Annotated in this window: 21 protein-coding genes; 10 read left to right on the forward strand and 11 right to left on the reverse strand. The window is 73.4% G+C overall.

Translation table 11 applies throughout. The features are described from left to right. Window positions 1-160: 160 nt before the first annotated feature. Complete coding sequence (locus OG618_RS02140; protein ID WP_329485390.1) at window positions 161-472, reverse strand: NIPSNAP family protein; 312 nt, start codon at window positions 470-472, stop codon at window positions 161-163. 510 nt (window positions 473-982) lie between these two features. Here OG618_RS02140 and OG618_RS02145 point away from each other — a divergent pair. The 3 genes from OG618_RS02145 to OG618_RS02155 all read left to right on the forward strand — a co-directional run bounded on the left by OG618_RS02145 (window position 983) and on the right by OG618_RS02155 (window position 4,702). Next, window positions 983-3,454, forward strand: coding sequence for a PKD domain-containing protein (locus tag OG618_RS02145; protein ID WP_329485391.1), 2,472 nt, complete (start codon window positions 983-985; stop codon window positions 3,452-3,454). A 105-nt stretch (window positions 3,455-3,559) separates the two neighbouring features. After that, window positions 3,560-3,736 (forward strand): SbtR family transcriptional regulator, encoded by a 177-nt coding sequence (locus OG618_RS02150; protein ID WP_329491984.1) that lies wholly within the window; start codon window positions 3,560-3,562, stop codon window positions 3,734-3,736. 243 nt (window positions 3,737-3,979) lie between these two features. Further along, window positions 3,980-4,702, forward strand: a complete 723-nt coding sequence (locus OG618_RS02155) for an aspartate/glutamate racemase family protein (protein WP_329485392.1) — start codon at window positions 3,980-3,982, stop codon at window positions 4,700-4,702. 261 nt (window positions 4,703-4,963) lie between these two features. Here the strand turns inward: OG618_RS02155 and OG618_RS02160 are convergent, their stop codons facing one another. Continuing rightward, complete coding sequence (locus tag OG618_RS02160; RefSeq protein ID WP_329485393.1) at window positions 4,964-6,409, reverse strand: tyrosinase family protein; 1,446 nt, start codon at window positions 6,407-6,409, stop codon at window positions 4,964-4,966. A gap of 208 nt (window positions 6,410-6,617) precedes the next feature. On the opposite strand from OG618_RS02160, the gene OG618_RS02165 reads away from it, so the two are divergent. Beyond that, entirely contained in the window at window positions 6,618-7,076 is a 459-nt protein-coding gene (locus OG618_RS02165; RefSeq protein ID WP_329485394.1) for a hypothetical protein, read from the forward strand. Window positions 7,077-7,099: 23 nt separating this feature from the next. On the opposite strand, the gene OG618_RS02170 is transcribed toward OG618_RS02165, so the two are convergent. Next, entirely contained in the window at window positions 7,100-7,741 is a 642-nt protein-coding gene (locus tag OG618_RS02170) for a DUF5134 domain-containing protein (protein WP_329485395.1), read from the reverse strand. A gap of 324 nt (window positions 7,742-8,065) precedes the next feature. Between OG618_RS02170 and OG618_RS02175 the strand changes: the two genes are divergently transcribed. Then, entirely contained in the window at window positions 8,066-9,073 is a 1,008-nt protein-coding gene (locus tag OG618_RS02175) for a phospholipase (protein ID WP_329485396.1), read from the forward strand. A gap of 78 nt (window positions 9,074-9,151) precedes the next feature. Here OG618_RS02175 and OG618_RS02180 read toward each other — a convergent pair whose 3' ends face one another. Together OG618_RS02180 and OG618_RS02185 are read right to left on the reverse strand one after the other, a co-directional pair. Next, window positions 9,152-9,955, reverse strand: coding sequence for a methyltransferase domain-containing protein (locus tag OG618_RS02180; protein ID WP_329485397.1), 804 nt, complete (start codon window positions 9,953-9,955; stop codon window positions 9,152-9,154). Further along, entirely contained in the window at window positions 9,948-11,279 is a 1,332-nt protein-coding gene (locus OG618_RS02185) for an MFS transporter (RefSeq protein WP_329485398.1), read from the reverse strand. Before OG618_RS02185 ends, OG618_RS02180 begins: the two co-directional genes overlap by 8 nt. Window positions 11,280-11,386: 107 nt before the next feature. On the opposite strand from OG618_RS02185, the gene OG618_RS02190 reads away from it, so the two are divergent. Further along, on the forward strand, window positions 11,387-12,373 hold the full coding sequence (locus tag OG618_RS02190) for an ArsR/SmtB family transcription factor (protein WP_329485399.1): 987 nt from the start codon (window positions 11,387-11,389) through the stop codon (window positions 12,371-12,373). A 55-nt stretch (window positions 12,374-12,428) separates the two neighbouring features. On the opposite strand, the gene OG618_RS02195 is transcribed toward OG618_RS02190, so the two are convergent. Continuing rightward, entirely contained in the window at window positions 12,429-13,598 is a 1,170-nt protein-coding gene (locus tag OG618_RS02195; RefSeq protein WP_329485400.1) for a serine hydrolase domain-containing protein, read from the reverse strand. A 267-nt stretch (window positions 13,599-13,865) separates the two neighbouring features. Between OG618_RS02195 and OG618_RS02200 the strand changes: the two genes are divergently transcribed. The 3 genes from OG618_RS02200 (at window position 13,866) to OG618_RS02210 (ending at window position 16,203) form a co-directional block, all read left to right on the forward strand. Continuing rightward, a complete protein-coding gene (locus tag OG618_RS02200; protein ID WP_329485401.1) occupies window positions 13,866-14,366 on the forward strand; it encodes a hypothetical protein in 501 nt (166 codons plus the stop codon). Window positions 14,367-14,539: 173 nt separating this feature from the next. Further along, window positions 14,540-15,502 (forward strand): quinone oxidoreductase family protein, encoded by a 963-nt coding sequence (locus tag OG618_RS02205; protein WP_329485402.1) that lies wholly within the window; start codon window positions 14,540-14,542, stop codon window positions 15,500-15,502. Between the two features lie 56 nt (window positions 15,503-15,558). Next, window positions 15,559-16,203 (forward strand): TetR/AcrR family transcriptional regulator, encoded by a 645-nt coding sequence (locus OG618_RS02210; protein ID WP_329485403.1) that lies wholly within the window; start codon window positions 15,559-15,561, stop codon window positions 16,201-16,203. Window positions 16,204-16,318: 115 nt separating this feature from the next. Here the strand turns inward: OG618_RS02210 and OG618_RS02215 are convergent, their stop codons facing one another. Beyond that, window positions 16,319-16,747, reverse strand: coding sequence for a peptidase inhibitor family I36 protein (locus tag OG618_RS02215; protein WP_329485404.1), 429 nt, complete (start codon window positions 16,745-16,747; stop codon window positions 16,319-16,321). A 556-nt stretch (window positions 16,748-17,303) separates the two neighbouring features. Between OG618_RS02215 and OG618_RS02220 the strand changes: the two genes are divergently transcribed. Then, entirely contained in the window at window positions 17,304-18,533 is a 1,230-nt protein-coding gene (locus tag OG618_RS02220) for a serine hydrolase domain-containing protein (protein WP_329485405.1), read from the forward strand. 177 nt (window positions 18,534-18,710) lie between these two features. Here the strand turns inward: OG618_RS02220 and OG618_RS02225 are convergent, their stop codons facing one another. From OG618_RS02225 to OG618_RS02240, 4 genes are all read right to left on the reverse strand, one after another. Beyond that, window positions 18,711-18,986, reverse strand: a complete 276-nt coding sequence (locus OG618_RS02225; RefSeq protein WP_329485406.1) for a hypothetical protein — start codon at window positions 18,984-18,986, stop codon at window positions 18,711-18,713. Continuing rightward, window positions 18,983-19,384, reverse strand: coding sequence for a hypothetical protein (locus OG618_RS02230; RefSeq protein ID WP_329485407.1), 402 nt, complete (start codon window positions 19,382-19,384; stop codon window positions 18,983-18,985). The genes OG618_RS02225 and OG618_RS02230 overlap by 4 nt, the downstream gene beginning before the upstream one ends. Window positions 19,385-19,479: 95 nt before the next feature. Then, a complete protein-coding gene (locus OG618_RS02235; RefSeq protein ID WP_329485408.1) occupies window positions 19,480-20,922 on the reverse strand; it encodes a sensor histidine kinase in 1,443 nt (480 codons plus the stop codon). Continuing rightward, on the reverse strand, window positions 20,919-21,626 hold the full coding sequence (locus tag OG618_RS02240) for a response regulator transcription factor (RefSeq protein ID WP_329485409.1): 708 nt from the start codon (window positions 21,624-21,626) through the stop codon (window positions 20,919-20,921). The genes OG618_RS02235 and OG618_RS02240 overlap by 4 nt, the downstream gene beginning before the upstream one ends. Window positions 21,627-21,804 lie beyond the last annotated feature (178 nt).

Consider the following 21,804-nt stretch of genomic DNA (forward strand, 5'->3'; position numbering starts at 1 on the left):
GGTGCAGAGCGCCTGCGTGACGACGCCGCCCTGCACCGAAGCCGACCCCGGCCGGGCCGGGCACATCGCGCTCGTCAACGTGCCGGACGTGAAGTCGGTCCGCCGGTCTGCCCCGATCGCCCTGGCGTCCGGGGCAGCCGGTTCAAACCCCTGCCCCGGCCTAGGAGGTGACGTCCAGCGGGCGCAGGAAACGGCGCTCGTACCGCTTGATGCAGCCGGTGCTCCGGGCCAGTTCGAAGGCCGCCTGGCACTCCGGGTCGGTCATGCTGTCCGTGCGGTACCGCTCGTACGCGGCGAAGCCGGGAAAGGAGAAGAGGGCGTAGGCGATGTCGCTGTCTCCCTCGCTCGGCAGGAAGTAGCCGTGGTGCGTCCCGCCGAACCGGTTGACGAGCCCGACCCAGCGGCGGCCGTACTCCTCGAAGTCCGCCAGCTTGTCGGCGTCGATCTCGTACTTCAGATGAATGGTGATCATGCCCCCATGAAAGCGGCCGCGCGGACCCGAACGCAACGGGCGGCGATGTCCTCGACCAGATCGAAGCGCCCCCACGCGCTGGAGGTGCCGGCCGACGCCCGGGGGGCCGGGGGCCCTGAATCGGCCGACGACTCGGGCCGTCCGATCGCCCCCTGTCCTCCAGCGGGAAGAGGTGGGTGGTTCGGCGATCACGGTGCAGTGGATCAGGACGTCATGGACGAAGGCATCCCGGGGCGGTGAGGCCGCGTGTTCCTGTCGGCACCGCCCGTCCTCGTCGACGAGTGCGGGCCGCTACGCTAGCGTCACCGCGTCGCTCCCCCGTCTGACCTGCGGCGCAGCCGGTGCGGCCGGGTGACGGCGGGCGGCGCGGGGGCTCCGTTGTCGAGGCACCCCCGTGCGGTGTTGTCACAGGCCTCTTGGATAATGATCGTCTCGCCGTCGGCACGAATCGAGCACACTCTCCATCGAAACCGACGCGCAAGCGAGACATCACTCCCAAGGAGACCCACTGTGCCCATCCGACGCCGCGTCGGCCTGGCCGTCGCCGTCGCGAGTTCCGCGGTCGCCGGCGCCGTACTGCCGCCGCTCGCCCACGCCGACTCCGCCGACTCCGGCGTGCTCTACGTCGACAACGCCTCCCACGCCAACTGCTCGGACGTCGGCGCGGGCACGAGCGCACAGCCGTACTGCACCATCCAGGCCGCCGCCGACGCCGCGCAGCCGGGTCAGACCGTCCGGATCGCGCCGGGCCGCGGCGGCTACGAGGAGCAGGTCACGGTCAGGCGGTCCGGGCTGCCCGGCAAGCCGATCACGTTCAACGGTGAGCTGGTCTACCTGTCCGGGACCGTCCCGGTCGGCGTGCGGTCCTGGAGCACCGGTACGCAGCCCGCCCCGCACGGCTTCGTCCTCGCGGGCGTGCACGACGTCACGGTGACCGGTCTGGCGATCGGGGGCCCGCAGGAGGGCGTGCTCGTCCAGGACTCCGAGCGGATCGTGCTGGACCGCAACAGCGTGGCCGCCGGCAACCCCGTCTCCAACGGCGTCCGCGCGTACCCGAACGCCGCCCCGGGTGTGCGCATCGTGGGCCGGAGCACGGCCGTCACGCTGAGCCGCAACGTCATCAGTGACGTGGGCACGGCCGGTGTGGCTGTCGACGCCGGCGTCACCGGGACGGTCATCACCACCAACCAGGTGACCAACAACCCGGCGGAGGGCGTGCTGGTCACCGATGCCCCGGGCACGGTGGTGGTGAGCAACACCTTCGCGCAGAACTGCGGGAGCGACCTGTCGCTGGCCGGGAACTCCTCGGGCGCGACGGTCGAGAACAACATCGTCTCCAAGCTCCCGGCCTTCTCCTGTGCGAACGGCATGCAGTCGCCGTACGCCAACCTGACGGTGTCGGCGGGTTCGACCGCTGGCACCAAGGCCGACTACAACGTCGTGGCGCCCGCCATCGGCGGGTCCGGGTACTCCTGGGGCGGCGCGACCTACGCGAACCCGTACGCGTTCAAGGCCACCGGCCAGGGCGTGCACGACTACGGCGCCGACCCCCAGCTCGGGTACCGCGCCAGTGGTTTCGGCGTCGTGCAGTACGCGCCGGTCGCCGCCCAGGGCGTGACGGACGCGGCCGACGAGTCCGCGCCCGGCATGCTGGACAGCGATGTCTATGGCCGCCCGCGGGCCGACCACCCGAAGATCGCCGACACCGGCACCGGAACCGGCTTCGTCGACCGTGGCGCGGTCGAGCTCCAGGACACCATGTCCGCCTCGGTCTGGACGACGCCTTACCCCCGCGCCGGGCACCCGCTGCAGGCCCGGATCGGCTACGCCTACACGGGGGGCTGGGCCCCGGCCGGCGCTCGCCTGGACTTCGGCGACGGCAGCCAGCCGGTGTGGGCGAACCCCGGAACCGTCGAGATCGACCACGACTACCCGACCGCCGGCCCCTACACGGTGACGCTCACCGCCACCAGTGAGACCGGCCTGACCCGCACCTCGGTCAGCACGGTGAACATCGCTCCGGCCGGCCCCATCTCGGCCCGCCTGTCGGTCGCCCAGGACGACAACACCGTCGCCCGGATCAAGGTCACGGACAAGAGCGACGGCCCCTGGCCGGTGAGCCGCTACACGGTGGACTTCGGCGACGGATCCGCCCCCGTGGTGACCGACGGCTCGGCCCCGCCGAACGGCCTGACGCACGACTACGCCGTCTCCGGCACCTACACGGTGACCGAGACCGTCACCGACGACCACGGCCGCTCCGCCGGCGCGTCGGTGCAGCAGTACGTCCACGGTCCCCTGGCGGGCGTGCCGTTCACCGGCAGCTTCGCCGGCCCCAGCACCCACCTCGGCCTCTTCGACAACGGGCGCTGGGCGCTGTCCACCCAGAAGTCGTCGGCCCAGGCCGGCACGATCTGGACGTTCGGCAGCCCGGGCGACGTCCCCGTGGTCGGCGCGTGGGACAACGCCTGCCGGTGCCGGCTGGGCATCTACCGCCCGAGCACCGGCACCTTCGCCCTGAAGCACAACGACGGCTCGGTCTCCGCCGTGCAGTTCGGTGACCCGGGCGACATCCCGGCCGTCGGCGCGTGGGACCGCAACGGGCACGACCAGCTGGGCATCTACCGCCCGAGCATCGGCACGCTGGCCGTCCGGCACGACGACGGCTCGGTGACCACGATGCCCTTCGGCGACGCCGGGGACCTCCCCGTGGTGGGCGACTGGGACGGCGTGGGCCACGCCCAGTTCGGGCTGTTCCGCCCCGGTCGGAACCCGGGCGACCCGAACCTGTTCATCCTGCGTCACGACGACGGCAGCGTGTCGACCGCCACCTACGGCGTCAAGGGCGACCTCCCCGTGGTCGGCGACTGGCTGGGCAAGGGCCGGACGACGTTCGGTGTGTTCGGTCCGAGCACCCGTCTCTTCACCCTGAGCAACGCGTATGCGGGCCAGGCCGACGTGAGCTTCACGATCTACGGGTGACCTACGGCTGAACCGGACTCCGGTGAGCCGGAGTTCGACAGCCCGGGGTTCGACAGCCCGGGGTTCGACGGCCCGGGGTGCGAGGTTCTCGCGCCCCGGGCCCAACTGGCCGGCCTGCTGACCGGAGCGCAGCAGGCCGGCACGGTCCGCCCTGAGCTGCGCCTGCCGGAGCTGATCGCCTTGATCGCCGGCGCCAGTACGACGATGGAACTCCTCGGAACCGAACCGGCGGCCCAGCAGCGGATCTTCGAAGTGGTCTTCGACGGCCTGCGGGCCCGCTGACCGGCAACGCATCGCACATTGCGGGTTACTGACGCTACGTCAGGACCATTCGTCGGCAGACCGGATCGGCCGAACTCGGCCCTCCAGCGGCAGGCGTCACGATGCCCTCCGCCTCCTTTGCGTCGGAGGCTTCACGACAGCCAAGGAAAGCTTATACATATGCGTCTGCCATGCTGCATTCCTTATGACTAGGCATCGTGCGGCGGCCGCGATGCCGCTCGGAGTCGATGTGAGGATGTGGCGGTGCGGACGATCGGCCTGATCGGTGGGATGAGCTGGGAGTCGACGGCGGAGTACTACCGGTTGTTGAACGAGTTCACGCGCGAGCGCCTCGGCGGACTCCACTCGGCGCGGTGCGTGATCTACTCGGTGGACTTCGCGGAGATCGAGCGATTGCAGGTGCAGGGCCGTTGGACGGAGGCCGGCGAGATCCTGGCCGCGGCCGCCCGGGCGCTTGAGGCGGCCGGCGCGGACATGGTGCTGATCTGCACCAACACCATGCACAAGGTCGCGGACCGGGTCGAGGCGGCGGTCTCCATCCCGCTGCTGCACCTGGCCGACGCCACCGCGACGGCCGTGCGGGCGTCGGGCCTGCGCCGGGTCGGTCTCCTGGGCACCGCGTTCACCATGGAGCAGGACTTCTACCGGGGCCGGCTCGAAGCCGGCGGACTCGATGTGCGCGTCCCGGACGCCGACGGGCGCGCGATCGTCCACCACGTCATCTACCAGGAGCTCTGCCTGGGCGTCGTGCGGGAGGAGTCACGCGCCGCCTACCGGAAGGTCATCGCGGACCTGGTCGCCGACGGTGCGGAGGGGATCATTCTCGGCTGTACCGAGATCGAGCTCCTCATCGGTTCCGAGGACAGCCCCGTCCCGGTCTTCCCCACCGCGCGACTCCACGCGGCGGCCGCCGTGCACGCAGCGCTGTCCGACACCCGGCACGAGGGACCCACCGCATCCCGCTGACCACCGCCGAGACCGAGTGCGGAGATCGCGGGCGGGATTCCCCCGCGCAAAGACGAGCGAACGAACGACCTACGAGACGCGGGACCTTCCAACACCCCTACGCGGAGGAGACGTTCGCCGCTGACGTGGCCCGGGGCCGGGCGGCGGCCGACAAGTACCGGGCGAAGGCGGGGGACGTGCTCGCGCAACTCGCGCAGCTTGCCGCGTCAGCACGATCCACGCTCCGAGGCGGACTCGCCGAGGCTCCCGGGACGGGGGCGATCAGATGCTGGTGAGGCTGACGCTCTCGAAGCTGGGCTGCGGGATGTTCGTCGCCGGCTGCGGGATGGACGGCACGATCGAGACGGTGAGCGGGCCGTCCGGCATCAGCCCCTGGTCCTTGAGGCGTTGGACCTGCTCGGTGACGTCGTAGCTGGCGTCGTGCCCGCCGGCGCCGGCCATGCCGAAGAAGGAGATCCAGCCGACGAAGTAGGGGCCCTCCGGGTCGAGGTCGCCGCCGGGGCCGTTGAGGAAGACGTGGAACGGCGTCCCGGGCGGGATCTCGGTGTACACGTCGTGCACGGTGAGGATGAGGTTGGTCTGCGGCTCGTCGCGGGCGGCGAGCGAGCGCATGGCCCCCTCGACGCCACTCGGTTCCAGGGACACCGTGGTCGCCGCCCGGACGTCGAGCGGCTGCCGGGGGTTGGCGACGGAGGCCGCCAGGACCCGCTCGCCCGCCCGTGGGGCCTGGACCGGCGGCAGGATCACCGGCCGGGTGCCCGACCCGTCGGTCAGCGACTCGTACGCGTAGTCGCGTGCGTCGTCCATGACCGCCTTGCTGGTGGGCCGTTCCTCCTGTCCGTTCCCGTCGAAGAAGATGAACGCGTGGTCCAGCCAGGACGTGTGGTCCGGGTTCTGGTTGCCCTTGTCCAGCCAGCCCGACCAGAGCCGGTCGAGGTTGGCGTGGTGCAGCCAGAAGATCGGATCGCGGGCGGAGCCCTCCACCCGGCCCATCCAGCCGCCGACGCCACCGTGGACCTGGTTGTGCGGGACGTTCTCCAGCTCGCCGAAGCCGGGCTGGAAGTGGGGCATGACGGTGTAGCTGACCTCGCTGCCGAAGGTCGGCTGGACCGGCGTCCGGCTCTTCGTGGCGGCGAAGATCGTCTCGCTCATCGCCCTGAAGGGGTTGAGGTCCACGTAGGGGAGGACCTGACGGGCGGTGTTCTTGTCCTTGGCGCGATGCGGGGCGGCCCAGAACTCCGCCTCGGTCGTCGGTTCCAGGTCGTCCCGGAGGCAGAGCGGGTTGTCGACGGTCAGGGTGGTGCCGCCCGGGCGGTCCGGCATCTTCGGGCTGCGGAAGGCCGCCGGGAGCGCGCGTGTCGTGAAGGTCGAGGGCGGGGTGGCGGAGGGCGCGTCCAGCGCGTAGTCCCAGTACGGGAGGGCCCAGGTGGTGGAGGGGTCGGGGGTGATGTGCTCCTCGGCGGCGATCTCCTTGATGGCCGCCCGGATGATCCGCTCGAAGTACCAGAGGTAGCCCCGGTGCCACGGCAGGAAGAACCAGCCTCCGTGCGGACACTGGCTGAAGGCTTCGTGCGTCTGCGTGACGGTGGGCGGGATGCCGTGGATGCACCCCTGGAAGACCCAGCTCGTCGGGTCGGTGGCGGGCCGCTGCTGCATCCTTCCGACGGCGCGGGCGTACCAGTACAGCACCGGATCCCACTCGGCCATCTTGCTGGCGTCTCTTCGTATGAACGTTCCGTTCGACATGTCACTCCTAGGGTGGGCCGGACGCCCTGGCCGGGCGCCCCGGATTCCCGGGGCGGCGGCGGCCGCCCCGTGGTGCTTCGTCCACAAGCCTTCGAGGAGGTGAACCGGGCCCGCTGTCCGGACGAGCGGCGGCGGGCGGGGCAGGGCGCCCGAAGGACCCCGGAACGAGGTGCCCGATCCGCCTCACCCGCCCAGGAGGGACGCCAGGAACACCAGCGCTCTGACCGGCACGTACACCTACCGGAGCTTCCTCGAACGGCCCGATCCCGTCGACGACTTCAATGTCCTGCGGTTCGCCCAGGCGACGCTGCGGCTCACGGCCGACGCGGACGGCGCCCTCCACGGTGAACCGATCCTCTCGGATCCGGGGGAGGAACCGGCTTTGATCATGGATATGGTCGGCCGGGCGGAGGACTCGCCCCGCCTCCCGTTCACGTTGAGCGGCCGGGGCCGACCGCCCGTCGCGGACCTCCACTACGACCACGACGTCGTCGTCCTGCGCCACTGGGAGACCGGGACCGACCAGCGGATGGTCCTGGCCGGGGCGGCGCTGCGGGCGGAGCCGCACTCGGGTGGCCCCGCCGGGCAGACCGCGAGGTTCCTGGCGGTACGCCGCTGCGGTGCGTGACCCGGTCACCGGACGGCCCGCCGTCAACTCATGCCGAGCAGCATGTAGGCCATGCCGATCGACATCACCGTGCGCCGCGCGGCGACCAGGTCGGGTGAGGTCAGGGCGGCCGGTCCGTGGACGCGGGCCGGCCGCCCTGCCGGTCGTTCCCCCCGCGGGCGGCCCACGGCGGCCGGGCGCGGCAGGAGCGTGCCCGCGCCGCGGGCCGCGTGGACCAGGAAGTAGGCGACCAGCGCCAGCAGGGCCCACTCCGGCACCGCGGCATGGCCGCCCCCGTGGCCGCCACCGGTGTGGCCGGCGCCCGCGTGGCGCTGCGCCGGTGCCATCAGCAGCACCAGGGCGGCCATCACCGCCGCGCTGAGGATGTGGTGCGGATAGTGACGCAGGGCGCCGGTCGGGGCCGAGCGGTGGTGACGGCCCATCCGCCCCGCCAGCAGGAGCGCCGGCCAGGCCGCGGCCGCGGCGAGCAGAGCGGCCCACAGGACTCGCGGCAGCGGGTCCGCCGCCGGTGCCACCATGGCGACCATGGCGAGGGCCGTCACGAACTCGATCGGCTCCAGCCGGCGGTCCGGACAGCCGCCCCCCGCGACGGCGAGGGCGCAGTGGACCGCACACCAGCCGGTCAGGGCGATCAGCAGGGCGGTGGCGATCACGGGCTCTTGCACGGGAGACCCCCGTTCCATGGCCGTACCCCTCATCTCCACGGTAGGCCGCGGTGCGGCGGGGCGCACGGGGAAACCGGACCGCCCGGCCGGCGGTCACCTCCGGCCCCCCGACCGCGGGAACAGGGAGTGACCGGGGCTGCGGCGCGGCAGAACTGACGGAGCGTCACCCGCCGCCCGGCGTATCGCGCACGACGCGGCCGCCCCCTCGGAGCCAGTCGATACCCGCACAGCAAGTCCGTGCACGAAGTTGGCCGAGAATGCACTCCCCCTTCATTGTCGTGCACCGGACAATTAGGCCGGATCCCGCACAGAAAGGACCTACCGATGAAGCTGTCCGTCCGCCGCTCCCTCCGCGCCACGGCCGTGGCCCTGGCCGCGCTGCTCGCGCTGGCCGCACCCGCCCTCGCGGCCCCCGCCACGACCGCCGCTCCGGCCGCCCCCGCGGCCTCGGCCGCCGACCAGCGCCAGGCCATCTACGCCATCGCGCACCGGGTCGACACCCTGGACGGCGTGGACGCCGCGCTCAACCACGGCGCCAACGCGATCGAGATCGACGTCTGCGCGTGGTGGAACCCGAACGAATGGCGTGCCTACCACGACTGTTCCTCGGCCGGTGAGAACCGACTGGGCCCCAGCTTCGACAGCATGATCGACCGTATCCTCTCCAACGCCAACGCGGGACGCCGGCTCGCCCTGGTCTGGCTGGACATCAAGGACCCGAACTACTGCGGGGAGCAGCCGAACCGCACGTGCAGCGTCGCCGGGCTGCGTGACAAGGCGCAGCGGCTGACGGCCGCCGGGATCCAGGTGCTCTACGGCTTCTTCGAGTACCACGGCGGCAGCACCCCGGACGTCGGCGGCCGGGGCTGGCAGAGCCTGGCGGGCAGGCTCGGCCCGCTGGAGGGCATCACCTCGACCGGGACCCGCGACCAGGTCCAGGGCGCCTTCAACCGGTCCGGCAACGGGTTCCCGGCCGGGCACCGGGCGATGGACTACGGCGACTCCGACATCACCAAGGGGTTCGGCAACTGCACGGAACCCACCTACAACACCTGCGCGGAGCTGAAGAAGGGCGCCGGTGACCGGGCCGCCGGGCGGCTCGCGGCCACGCTGTCCTGGACGACCACGTACAACGACCCGTGGTACGTCGACAAGCTCCTCGGCGACGCCCGCGTGGACGGCATCATCGCCGGCTACGGCGCCTTCACCGGGGTGCGCGAGTACGACAACAGCTGGCAGTGCGCCAACGCCGTCAACCTGATCCGTGACTGGGTGAACCGCCACAGCGGCACCCACCGGATGGCCAACGCCGGCGACCGCCTCTTCCGGTAGCGGGACCGTCGCGGCCGGGAGCCCCCGGTCCGGTGACCGGCGCCGCCCGTGGACCGGTCCGACAGCCGTCGGACGGGACTACGGGCGGCGTCCCCATGCGGAGATCATCGGAGCGGTGGCGAGGTCGAGCCGCCCGGTGGCGACGTTCGCCAGGTGCCGGTCGATCTCCTCGTCGGTGGCGAGCCCGTGCTCGACCAGACGGTGGCGGATCTGCCGCACCGTCGCGTCCTCCAGTACGGCGCACGCCGGTGAGGTGATCGGGAAGTACGCGTCGGCCCGCACGTCCTCCAGGCCGGCTTCGCGCAGCACCCTGGGCAGGGTCCGCCCGTAGGCGAGGTCCGCGCCGCGCGCCGCCATCAGGGTGCGAAACCCCGTGCGCAAGCGGTTGGCGAGCCGCTGTTCGGGGCCGGACTCGTCCGGGCAGAGCAGCGGCTGCAACGCGGGGTCGGCGTCCTCCAGGAGCAGCCGACCACCGGGGCGCAGCGCGCTGACCATCCTGCGCAGGGCCTCGGCGCGGTCGGCGACGTGCACCAGGACCAGCCGGGCGTGCACCAGGTCGAAGCCGCCGGGCGGCGGTGGATCGGCCGCCACGTCGTGGACCAGCACCTCGATCGCGCCGCCGGCGATGTCCCTGGTCCAGCCGACGTCGAGGTCGGTGGCGACCACCGCACCGGTCGGGCCGACGCGTTCGGCCAGCCCGAGGGGGACGGAGGGTCCGCCGGCGCCGACCTCCCAGCACCGCATGCCGGCGCCGATGCCGATCCGGTCGACGTGCCGGAACGTCACCTGGTCGAACAGCTCGGCGAGGGCGCCGAAGCGAACGCCCGCCTCGGCCTGCTTGTTGTCCAGCAGGTAGCCGTGGTCGGTGCCGTGCTCACTCATGGGGCGATTGTGGCACCTGCGCCTGTACCCGCGCCCGCACCGGCACCGGCACCGGCACCGCGCACCGGCCTTCGGCCGGGAGGCCGGTGGGTTCGCCGGTGGAGTGCGCCGCGATCGGTGCCGCCGCTCCGGCGGCCCGGTCCGTCCCGCGCCGCCGGAGCGGCGCCGCCAGGTGGCGGGCCAGCGCGAGGACGGCGAGGAGCGCCACCAGGGCGCAGACGGCCGGCCAGCCGGCGAGGCCGTAGACGCGGACACCGAGCCAGGAGCCGGCGCTGCCGCCGAGGTAACCGCAGGTCATGTAGGCGGTGTTGAGCCTGGAGCGGGCGTCGGGGCGCAGCTCGTAGACCCGGGTCTTGTTGGCGATCATGCCGGACTGCATCGCGACGTCGAGCAGGAGCGTGCCGAGGACGAGGACCGCCAGCCCGGGTGTGCCGCCCCAGCCGCCCGCCGCGAGGACCGCCGCCGCGCCGAGGGTGCCGAGCAGGGCGGCCAGGTTCACCGGGTCGGAGCCCCGCCGGTCGACGTGGCGACCCGTGAGCGGGGTGCAGACCATGGTCGCCGCGCCGACCAGCGCGAGCATCCCGACCGTCTGGGCGCCCAGCCCGTAGGCCGGTTCGGCGAGCAGCAGCGGCAGGCAGGTCCAGACGGCCGAGAAGCCGGCGAAGACCGTCGCCTGGTAGAAGCAGGAGCGGCGCAGCTCCGGTTCGGCGCGCAGGAGCCGCAGCGGTTCGGCGAGCAGCGCGGGGTACGGCTGCCGGGTGGGCGGCGCGGTGGCGGCGGTCCCGTCCGGCAGGGCGCGCGCCAGCACCGCCGCGAGTGCCAGCACCAGCGCGCCGGCCACCAGGTACGGGGCCCGCCACCCGAGCCACTCGCCGAGCGCGCCGCCGAAGGTACGGGCCAGCAGCATGCCGCCGATGGAGCCGCTCAGCAGGGTGCCGAGCACCGCGCCGCGCCGGTCGGCGGGCACCATCCCGGCCGCCATCGGGGAGATGATCTGCGCGGCGACCGTGGTGGCGCCGACGAAGGCTCCGGCGGCCACCAGGGCCGGCAGGGTGGGGGCGCAGGCTGCCGCCAGCAGCCCGACACCGCTGAGGGTGAGCAGGGTGACGAGCAGCGGCCGGTGGGGGAGCCGGTCGCCGAGCGGCACCAACAGGAAGATCCCGACCGTGTAACCGATCTGGACCGCGGTCACCACGAGCGTGGCGGAATCGACCGATGTGCCGAGCCCGGCGGCGATCAGTGGGGTGATCGCCTGCGGGAAGTAGAGGTTGCCCACGCCGAACGCACAGGTCAGCGAGAGGAGCAGGAGAAGGCGGCGGCTCATCCCACCTCACCGCCGAGGGCGACGGTGGCCGGGTTCGCTTCAGGTGTCATGCGGGGCAGTCCACGGCACCCGGGTGGCCGCCGCCAAGGGATGTAGCGTGGGGCTTCATGGTCGTCAGCTTCGAACTGGGCGTCGAGGATCTCGCGGACACCCGCTTCGCCCTCTCGCCCCTGCACGAGGCCGTGGTGAGTCTGCGGGTGCTCCGCGAGCCCGGCCTCTCCGCGCTCCACCTGCCGTGGCGGCGGTCGGTCCTCCCCCGTCTGGCCGGGCCGGACACCGAGTTGCTGCTCTCCGTGGTCTCCGCACGGCGCACCCTGCCCGACTTCCTGACCCCGCGCCCGGAGGGCTTCGCCCCGCCCTTCGAGGAGGAGCTGGCCGTCGTCCGCCGGACCGCTCCGGAGGTCGTCCGGGCCGACCTGCTGGCCACCCACGCGCCGGACCGGCTCCCCGCACCCCTCCTGGGGGCCCGCTCGGACCCCGCGCGGCTCCGGGACGCGCTCTGCGACGCCCTGGAGCGGTACTGGGAGCTGGCCGTACGGCCGAGCTGGCCCCGGATGCGGCTCCTCCTGGAGGCCGACATGACCTACCGGGCACGCCGGCTGGCCGTCGGAGGCGCCCGTCTGCTCTTCGCCGACATGCATCCCTTCCTGCGTTGGGAGAACGGGGTGCTGCGCATCGCCGACATGATCAGCCGCCACCACGTCGCCGTCTCGGGACGCGGTCTGCTGCTGGTGCCGTCCGTCTTCGCCCACAAGCCGGCGCCCCCGCTCAGCCCGGACGGCGCGCCGGCCCTCTCCTACCCGTGCCGCGGTGTGGCGACCCTCTGGTCCCGGGAGCCCGCGCCCGATGCTCCGGCGCTGGCGGCGCTGGTGGGCCCGCCCAAGGCACGGCTGCTCGCCCTCCTCGACGAGCCCCTGGCGGGAGTCGAACTCGCCCGCCGCCTGCACGTCTCCCCCAGCGCCGTCTCCCAGCACCTGCGCGTCCTGCACGCGACCGGCCTGGTGGCCCGTGCCCGAGACGGCCGCCAAGTCCTCTACCGCCGCAGCCACCTCGGGGACCAACTGCTCGGCTCCCCCGATCCGCCCGGGCCGTAGCACCGACCGTCCGGCCCCGGGGGTGACGGGAGGTCGGCTCCGAGCTGTCGGGCCATCAGCCGCACAGGGCGGCCGTCTGCGCCTCCATCAGTCCCGTACTCCGCGGGACGGGCGGCGCGCCCTTGAGGTCGGCGCCGAGGTCGTAGAGGTTGACGGCCAGGACGAGCTGCCGTTCACCGTCGACGGTGGTGAGGGACACGCTCGTGTAGCCGGGGCCGCCGCCGTCCGTCGCCCAGGTACCGACCTGCCTGGTGTCCGGCTCGGTGCCGCACTCCACGTCCCGGCGCTGCACGCCGAGTCCGTAGGCCGGTTTGTCGGGGAAGTCGACCGTGGTCAGGAGTGCGCGCTGCTGGGCGGGGCGCAGCAACCTGCCGGCGAACAGGGCCCGGTGGAACCGGGACAGGTCGTCGACGGTGGAGATCATGGCGCCGGCGGTCCAGTCGTAGGACGGGCTGAACCGGGTGACATCGTGCCCCGCGAGGTCGTAGCCGTGCAGATGGGGGCCGTGGATGTCGGGGTCGGTGACCGGGAAGGAGGTGTCCTTGAGGCCGAGCGGCGCGATGATCCGCCGCTGGATCTCGGCGGGCGCGCTGCGATGGGTGACCGCCTCGATGACCAGCCCGGCGAGCAGGTAGTTGGTGTTGGAGTACGCCCAGTCGGTGCCGGGGGCGAAGACCGGCGCGTGCCGGACGGCCAGCGCGACCACCTCCCGCGGGGTGTAGACGTAGTCCCGGTCGTGGTGTTCCAGGTAGGGGGCGAAGAACGCCGGCTCGGTCGTGGGGTCGTAGATGCCCGAGGTGTGGTTGAGCAGTTGGCGGACGGTCACGGCCGCGCCGTCGTTGCCGTTCCCCCGGACCGTGCCCGGCAGCCACCGCTCCACGCTGTCGTCGAGGGAGAGCCGCCCCTCGCCCTCCAGTTGCAGCAGCACCGTCGACACGAACGACTTGGTGTTGCTGGCGATCCGGAAGCGCTGGTCGGGCCGGGCCCGCTCGCCGCTCGCGGTGTCGGCGAGCCCGGCCGCCGCGCGGGACTCCCGCCCGCCGTTCCGGGTGTACGCCACGACGCCCGGGAACCCGTCCGCGACCGTCTGTTCCAGGGCCGCCCTGAGGCCGGCCGGTGGGGCCGACGGGCCCTCCGCCGCGGCCGCGGCCTTCGGGAGGATGCCCGCTGCCGCCACCACGCACATCCCCACCCACACTGCCGCGGCCCCCGTACGTACCGTCACCGAACGCTCCTGTCCTTGTCGCCCGTGTTCGTCCTGACTCATCGTGCCGGGCCGCCGCACCGGCTGCCCATCCCGCTGACGCCCGTGTCGGTACGGGGGCTGTCCCCACCCCGCACCCTCCGGTTCGCTCCATAGCCCGTTCGAGGGGATCCGGAGCTGGTCGGGGTAGGCACCGTACGGAACGGGGAAGGCAGCCGCCGTGTCCACCGGGACACGGGCGCACCGCTCGTGCGTCCGCCCACCACCCCACCAGGCATCGGGAACGTGATGACGAACATCGACCGCAGGCACGCCCTGCGCGTGGCATCCGCGGCAGCAGTCGGCATGGGTGCGACCCTCGGCGCGACCGGGACCGCCAGGGCGAGCCGGCGGGCCTCGACCCTGAACCTGAAGGGCAGGCGAGCGGCGGCCGACATCCCGGGCGTCCTCACCGCCGGCGCACCGTACTTCGTCCACTACGAACTCCGCGACACCGACGACAATCCGGTCGGCACCGAGAGCGCGCACAGCCTGCCGATCACCGTCGGACCGACCGGGTCCCTCGTCCTGGCCACCGTGGCGCTGCGCCTCACCGACGGGATGCTCACCGCCGCCGGTGCCTTCGAGCGGCCGCTTCCGGCGGTGACCGAGGTGGCGCTGGGCTACCAGCCGTGGTCCCACACCTTCGCGATCACCGGCGGGACGGGCGACTACACCGGCGCCTCCGGCGCGCTCCGGATCGACCACCTCAGCCGCGACGACTCCGCCCTCACCGTCACCCTGGCCTGAACCCGAACCCGAACCCGAACCCGGTCCCGAACCCGGTCCGGCCCGAGGCCCCACGGCCCCCCGGAGTCGCCAACCGGCCTTCCAGGCCGAGATTTTGGACTTGCCGGTCCATTTTGAGCCGCCTAACGTGCTGACCGTTCCCTCACGAAGAAGCCCTGCAGAGAGGCGGCACCATGCACGCGATCCGGATCGAGAAGCACGGCGGCCCCGAGGTCATGCACTGGACCGAGCTGCCCGACCCCACCCCCGCCCCCGGCGAGGCACTGGTACGCCTGGGGGTCGCCGGGGTCAACTACATGGACATCGGTGCCCGCACCCAGGGCGGTCCCGGCTGGGCGGCCCCGACGGTCCTCGGCGTCGAGGGCACGGGGTACGTCACCGCGCTCGGCGACGGGGTCCGGGGCCTCGCCGTCGGCGACCGGGTGGCCTGGTTCTACCACCCGGGCAGCTACGCCGAGTTGCTCGCCGTCCCGGCGGACTCCCTGGTCAAGGTGCCCGACGGCGTCGACGACGAGACGGCGGCCGCCCTGATGGTGCAGGGCCTGACCGCCAGCCACCTCAGCACCGAGACCTACCCGATCGGCCCGGGCGACACCGCCGTGGTGCACGCCGCGGCGGGCGGCGTCGGCCAGTTGCTCACCCAGATGGTCAAGGCCCGTGGCGGCGACGTGATCGGCCTGGTCTCCCGCGAGGAGAAGTCCGCCGCCGCGAAGGAGGCCGGCGCCGACCACGTCCTGGTCCACTCCGGCGGCGGCTTCGAGGGCCGGATCAAGGAGCTGACCGGCGGACGCGGCGCCGACGTCGTCTACGACGGCGGTGGCGCCGACACCTTCCGCTCCTCCCAACTGGCCCTGCGCCCGCACGGCGTGCACGCCTACTACGGCCCCTTCATGGGCGTCCCGACCCTGCGGCCCACCGACCTGCCCAACAGCATCCTGCTGACCTATCCCGTGGTGCACCACCACGTCGCCACCCGCGAGGCGCTCGTCCGGCGCACCGGTGAGGTCTTCGACCTGGTCCTGGCCGGCCGCCTCACCCCGCAGGTCGGCGGCCGGTACCCGCTCGCCGACGCGGCCCGCGCCCACGCCGACCTCGAATCCCGCCGCACCACCGGCAAGCTGCTGCTCCTGCCGTGACACCGCCGGGCCGGATCCGCTTCGATGGGAGCCGACAGCTCGTACCGGGAGGACACATGCCGCTCACCCGCAAGGGCGCCGCGACCAGGCAGCGCATCGTCGAGGGCGCCGCCGAGCAGATCCGCGCCCAGGGCGTGTTCGCGCTGCGGCTGGAGGACGTCATGGCCCACACGGCGACCAGCAAGAGCCAGCTGTTCCACTACTTCCCCGACGGCAAGGACGAGCTGCTCCTCGCCGTGGCCCGGCACGAGGCGGCCCGGGTGATCGACGACCAGCAGCCGGAGCTCGGCTCCCTCACCTCGTGGGCCGCCTGGCAGCGGTGGCGCGACAAGGTCGTCGCCCGCTACCGCGCCCAGGGCACCGACTGTCCGCTGCACACCGCCCTCGCCCAGCTGGGCCCGGCCACCGACGCCACGCGGACCGTGGCCGGCGGCCTGCTCGACCGGTGGCAGCAACAGCTGGCCGCGGGCATCCGCCACCTGCGGGACGCCGGCGAGACCGACCCCGACCTGGACCCCGACCGCGAGGCCGCCGCCCTGCTGGCCGGCATCCAGGGCGGCGTGCTGATCCTCCTCACCACGGGCGCGACCACCCACCTGGAGGCTGCTCTGGACGTGGGCATCGCGCGCCTGCGCGGCCGGACCGCCGCGGCCGTCGAGAACGGCACCGGCCGCGCGGCCCGCTCGGCCGTGGCCGAGTGAACCCGCCCGGCGGTGGCCGGTCCCCCCGCGATCGCATCGCGCGGGGACCGGCCACCGTGCCGCGGTCAGGACACCGAGGACCTGGGCGGCCCGGGCGGCCGGTACGCGGCGACCTCTAGTAGAGCGTGACGGAGCTCGCCTTGTCGTTGACCCCCCACGGGACGTTCACCGGTGCGCCGTAGGGCCCGGAGCCGATCAGGTACCCGGTGTAGCCGGAGCCGTCGAACAGGCTCAGGGTGCCGCCGCTCCTGTTCCAGAAGGCGCTCGTCCTGTCGTTCATCCCGAAGTTGGCGAGCTTGAAGGACCCGGCGCTGGGCACCACCCAGAGCTGGCCGCCGCCGTTGGTGTCCGAGAACAGGCACGCCTGGCCGTGCAGACAGTTGTCCCACACCGTCGCCAGGGAGTCGGCGCCGACGGCGATCGGCTGGATCACGGCGGGAGCGGCGCCGGCCTCGCCGGCGGGGGCCTGGGCCGCGGCGGTGCCGGCCGCGGAGGCGATCATCAGGACGGCACCGGCCGTGGCCAGGGCGAAGTGCTTCACCATGTGTGCTTCCTCTTCCTCGTGGATCGTGCGGTTTGCCGTGCTCTCCGTGCGCGGTACTCGGACGACCGGCGGTGCTGGGGACACCCGGCGGTGCTCGGACGACCGACGGTACTGGGACCACCGGCGCCCCCTGCCGAACGGGCTCACGCCCCGGGGACCTCGTGCTGCCGGTGTCGGCCGTCCCGCGCTGCGTGGACCGGAGCAGTTCCCGGGTGCGGCGCCGTTCGCGACCGATCGCCGGAGCCGGCGGATGCCGCGACGTGTGCCGGCCGTGCTCCTCGGCAGGAACGACTGCGCCACGGGACCCACCACCCCGTCCGAAGAACCGGTGGTGGCCCCACCCTGCGATCCGATGTGATTGTCCATCTACAGGAAGGCGGCAACCGGCAGCTGGGCGGCGGACAACCCGGATTGGCCGCGGACAAGGCAGCGGTACCGGCGGGCGGTGCCGCACGTACGCGGGGAGGACGCCGGCGGCGAGCCCGACGGGTGACGCCCGCGCGGGTCGGGGGCCGATAGGGCGGGGCACCGGGGCTCCCGTGCCGATACTGCGGGGATGAGCCCCTCCCGCCGGACCTCCCTGCTGTGCCTCGCCGCAGCCACCGCGCTCGTCGCCCTCAGCACCCCGGTCACGACCGCCGGTGGTGCGGCCGGAACCGCCGGTCACCACCGACCGTGCGTCAGCTCCGCCGCCCCCACCGAGGGCGCCGCGCTCGACGTGCTGCGGATCGCCGAGCAGGCCAAGACGGAGATGGACCTCAAGTCCGTGATCCTGCGGGTCACCGTCGACGGCCGCGAACTCCTCACCACCGCCCTCGGCGAGTCGATGACCGGGGTCCCCGCCGAGCCCGCGATGCACTTCCGCAACGGCAACATCGCGATCAGCTACCTGGGCACCGCACTCCTGCGGCTGGTCGACGACGGCAAGGTCCGCCTCGACGACCCGATCGGCCGCTGGCTGCCCGACCTCCCGCACGACTACGGCGACCGGATGACCCTGCGGATGCTCGGCGCCTCCACCACCGGCCTCGTCGACTACGTCACCAGCCCCGGCTTCGGCGAGACGGTCTACGCGGACCCGTTCCGCCAGTGGACCCCCGAGGAACTGGTGGGCATCTCCACCGACCAGGACCTCTGGTACGAGCCGGGGACCAACTGGAGCTACTCGCACGCCAACTTCGTCCTGCTCGGCGCCGCGCTGGAGAAGATCACCGGCACCCGGCTGGACGTCCTGCTCCAGCAGCTGGTCACCGGCCCGCTCGGACTGCACGAGACCAGCAACAGCTTCACGCCCGACATCCCGACACCCGTCCTGCACGCCTTCACCTCCGATCGCGGCACCTACGAGGAGTCCACCTTCTGGAACCCCTCGTGGACCACCGCACCCGGCGCGGTGGAGACCACCGACATCTGCGACCTGGCCCGCTCGGCCGTCGGCCTCGGCTCGGGCGAACTGCTCTCCCCGTCCTCCTACCGGGAGTTCCTCAACCCTGGGACGGTGGGCCTGGGCACGCCGACCGAGAAGTGCCCCGCCACGGTCTGCATCGCGCAGACCCCGGCCACCCACTACGGGATGGGCGTGCTCGTGCTGAACGAATGGATCTCCCAGCACCCGCTGTTCTTCGGCTACTCGGCCTCGCAGAACTACCTCCCGTGCGAGCACCTGGCCATCGCCGTCTCCACCACCGACGGCCCCACCGCCCCCGGCGGCCACAGCGCCCACACCATCGCCCAGCGCATCGCCGCCGCACTCGCCCCCGACCACCCCATCCCCGACTTCGGCTGAGAACGTGTCGGGCAGCGGTCGACCGGCGCGCGCCGGCCCGGGTGGGCGACCGTCCGCGGCCCGGGGTTCGACGGGCGACCGGATGACCGCGGGTAGGGCGAGGGGCCTGCCCCTCCGGAGTGAGGCGCAGGCCCCTCGCCCTACCAGGTGGAACGCCCACGACAGTGTGCGGGTACGTCAGTTGTCCTGCGTCGCGTCGGAGTCGGCCTGCGCGACGGCGCTCTCGGCGGCATCCACCTTCTGCTGCATCTCCTGGACCTGGCCGTCGCCCGCCGTGGCGGCGGCCCTGCCGGGCGGGCCTGCGGTCGCTGCCGCCCGGCCCGCCGGATCCGCGGTCGCCGCGGCCTTGCCCGGAGCGGCCGCGCCCGGCCCACAGCCGGTCAGCAGCAGGGCGGCGGCCGCGGCGAGCACGGCGGTGGCGCCGGCCCGGTGGCGCACGGAGCGGGCGCTCACTTGCTCGCCGACGACGAGGGCGACGACGAGGACCGGGGCTGGCCGGCGCACCAGGTGGCGACCGCCTTCAGGTCGCTCTGGCGGGTCTGCAGCGTCGGCAGCATGCTCTTGCGGAACGTCAGCCGGTCGTTGAGGTAGGTGTAGATCTCGTTGTGCCCGGCGCTCTTGGCGTCGGTCACCCGCTGCTGCAGTCGGGCCACCGACCCGGTGACGGTGGCGTCGCCGTTGAGCCGCTCGATGGCCTTGTCGACGTGCTCCTTGATCTTCGGCAGGCGCTCGCAGACCGACTTCGTGCCGTCGTTCTTCGGCGCGGAGTCGGCCTGGGCGGGGACGGCGGCCATCAGCGTGCCTGCGAGGGCGAGTGCGCCGACGGCGGCGGCCTTGCGGTTGATGTGCACGGCGGTTCTCCTCCGGTACCGGGGTGGTCGGACTCGGGGAGCGTAGGACGGCTTCTTGTGGAATCCCTGTGACTTCGGACGGGCACCGCTCGGGCTCACCGGTCGCCGGAGATCCAGTCCCGCTGGGCCGGCAGTCGCAGGGTCGGCGCCTCCGGTCGCAGCAGCGGCAGCCGCACCTCGACCCGGCAGCCGCCTGTCGCGGCCGCGTCGCCGACGACCACCGTGCCGCGGTGCAACGCCGCCTGCTGGGCCACCAGGGTCAGCCCCAGGCCCGCCCCCGGGCTGTCCGGGCGCCGGTGGAAGCGGTGGAGGACCGCAGCCCGGTCGGCCGGCGGCACACCCGGCCCGGTGTCGTCGACGGTCAGCACCGCCGCATCGCCGCGGCCCGTTCGCAGCCGGACCGTGACCCTGGCCGACCCGCCGCCGGGCGGACGGCCGTGCACCACGGCGTTGCCGACCAGGTTGGCGAGCAGGATCCGCAGGCCCGCCTCCCAGCCGAACACCCGGATCCCGGGCGCGGCCTCGACGTCGATCACGGCCGGCGGATGGCGGCGCGCCGCCTCCGCGACCGCGCTCTCGACCAGCTCGCCCAGGTCCAGGGCGCTGAAGGCCGAGACCTCGACCAGGTCGCCGCCGGCCAGCGTCCGCAGCGCCGTGAGCAGTTCCTCGAGCCGGGCACGGTCCTGCGACAGCTCGGAGACCACCTCGGCCCGCTCGACGGCCGGCAGGTCGGGGTGGGCGGCCAGGACCTCCAGGTTAGTGCGCATCGCGGTCAGCGGGGTCCGCAACTCGTGCGCGGCCGCGGCCGAGAACGACCGCGCGGTGTCGAGGGCCTGCGCGGTACGGCCCGCCTGCTCGTCGTAGCGGGCCAGCAGCAGGCCCAGTGCGGAGGACAGTTCGTCGACCTCGAAGACCCGGCTCGGAGTGTGCGCGAGCGCCGTCGCCCCGCTGCCCGGATCCAGCACGGCGGCCCGGGCACTCAGGCGTCGCAGCGAGGCGGTGGCCCGGCCCGCCAGGGCGAACGCGAGCAGGCCCGCCACCGGTGCGGCCAGCAGCGCGACCAGCAGCACCCGCCGCCGCACGGCCGCGACCTGCGGATCCACCGCGGACGACGGCGACACCAGCCAGAGCGTGCCGGGTGCCGCGCCGTCCACCCGGACGGACAGCACCCGCCACGCACGGCCGCCGTCCCGGACGGTGGCCGGCGCGTCGGCGCCGACCGGCAGCGGGATGTCCGGCTGCGGGCCGACCGCCAGCAGCACCGCGCCGTCCTCACCGGCCAGCCGCACGCCGGAGTCCAGCGCACCGTCGAGGACCTTGCGCTGCTGGTTCTGTTCGGCCCGGGGCCGGCCCTTGCTGTCCGCGGCGAGCAGCGTACGCACATTCGGCAGCACCGCGGCGGCCCGCACGCGCAGCACCGCGTCCTGCTGGTGGGAGAGGTCGCGGTGGACGAGCCCCAGCAGCAGCAGGCCCGCCGCCAGCACGACGACCGGCACGAGCACGGTCACCGAGAGCGCGATCCGGGTGGAGAGCCTCACGGCCGCCCCCCGTCGGCCGGCAGCCGCAGCACGAACCCGACGCCGCGCACCGTGTGCACCAGACGCGGCCGCCCCCCGTCCTCCAGCTTGCGCCGCAGATAGCTGACGAAGGTGTCGACGGCATCGCTGCGCACCTCGAAGTCGTAGCCCCAGACCCGGTCCAGCAGCTGGTCGCGGCTGAGCACGAGGCCGGTGTTGCGGACGAGCTGGGCGAGCAGTTCGAACTCGCGCCGGGTCAGGTGGATCTCGGTCTCCTCCCAGTGCGCCTGGCGGGTCGCGGGCGAGAGCGTCAGCGGGCCGGCCCGCAGCACGTCGGGCGGCGGGGCCGGCCGCCGACGCAGCAGCGCCCGCAGCCGCAGCACCAGCTCCTCCAGCGCGAAGGGCTTCATCAGGTAGTCGTCGGCCCCGGCCTGGAGGCCTGCGACCCGGTCGGCGAGCTCGTCCAGGGCGGAGAGCATCAGCACCGGGGTCTCGTCGCCGACGGCCCGCAGCGCCCGGCAGACGCCCGTTCCGTCGAGCCCGGGCATGGAGACGTCCAGCACCAAGACGTCCGGTGCCGTCGGGCCGCCCATCAAGGCCAGTGCGCTCGCACCGTCCGACGCGACCTGGACGGCGAAGCCGCTCAGCCGCAGCCCGCGCTCCAGCGACCGCCGGATCGCCGCGTCGTCGTCCACCACCAGCACCCGGCCGCCTGCGCCGCTCATCGCTACCTCCTCGCCCCTGTGGGCCGACGACTCTCTCACGCGCGCCCGGGCACCGGGGGGCCGGGGTGGCCCGGGGGCGGCCGAGGCGTTCTGCGGACCGGCTCTCCGTGGTGCGGCTCTCCCCTGGTGCGGCGGGGGCGGGCAGGCGATCGGTCACGACGCGGGCCGGCGTGTTCGG

The organism is Kitasatospora sp. NBC_01246, from assembly GCF_036226505.1.
Taxonomy (GTDB): Bacteria; Actinomycetota; Actinomycetes; order Streptomycetales; family Streptomycetaceae; genus Kitasatospora.

Coding starts and splice junctions, on each gene's coding strand:
- OG618_RS02140 (WP_329485390.1), bottom strand. CDS start 472: ATGATCACCATTCATCTGAAGTACGAGATCGACGCCGACAAGCTGGCG.
- OG618_RS02160 (WP_329485393.1), bottom strand. CDS start 6,409: ATGGCCGAGTGGGATCCGGTGCTGTACTGGTACGCCCGCGCCGTCGGA.
- OG618_RS02175 (WP_329485396.1), top strand. CDS start 8,066: ATGAAGCTGTCCGTCCGCCGCTCCCTCCGCGCCACGGCCGTGGCCCTG.
- OG618_RS02180 (WP_329485397.1), bottom strand. CDS start 9,955: ATGAGTGAGCACGGCACCGACCACGGCTACCTGCTGGACAACAAGCAG.
- OG618_RS02185 (WP_329485398.1), bottom strand. CDS start 11,279: ATGAGCCGCCGCCTTCTCCTGCTCCTCTCGCTGACCTGTGCGTTCGGC.
- OG618_RS02190 (WP_329485399.1), top strand. CDS start 11,387: ATGGTCGTCAGCTTCGAACTGGGCGTCGAGGATCTCGCGGACACCCGC.
- OG618_RS02200 (WP_329485401.1), top strand. CDS start 13,866: ATGACGAACATCGACCGCAGGCACGCCCTGCGCGTGGCATCCGCGGCA.
- OG618_RS02205 (WP_329485402.1), top strand. CDS start 14,540: ATGCACGCGATCCGGATCGAGAAGCACGGCGGCCCCGAGGTCATGCAC.
- OG618_RS02210 (WP_329485403.1), top strand. CDS start 15,559: ATGCCGCTCACCCGCAAGGGCGCCGCGACCAGGCAGCGCATCGTCGAG.
- OG618_RS02215 (WP_329485404.1), bottom strand. CDS start 16,747: ATGGTGAAGCACTTCGCCCTGGCCACGGCCGGTGCCGTCCTGATGATC.
- OG618_RS02220 (WP_329485405.1), top strand. CDS start 17,304: ATGAGCCCCTCCCGCCGGACCTCCCTGCTGTGCCTCGCCGCAGCCACC.
- OG618_RS02240 (WP_329485409.1), bottom strand. CDS start 21,626: ATGAGCGGCGCAGGCGGCCGGGTGCTGGTGGTGGACGACGACGCGGCG.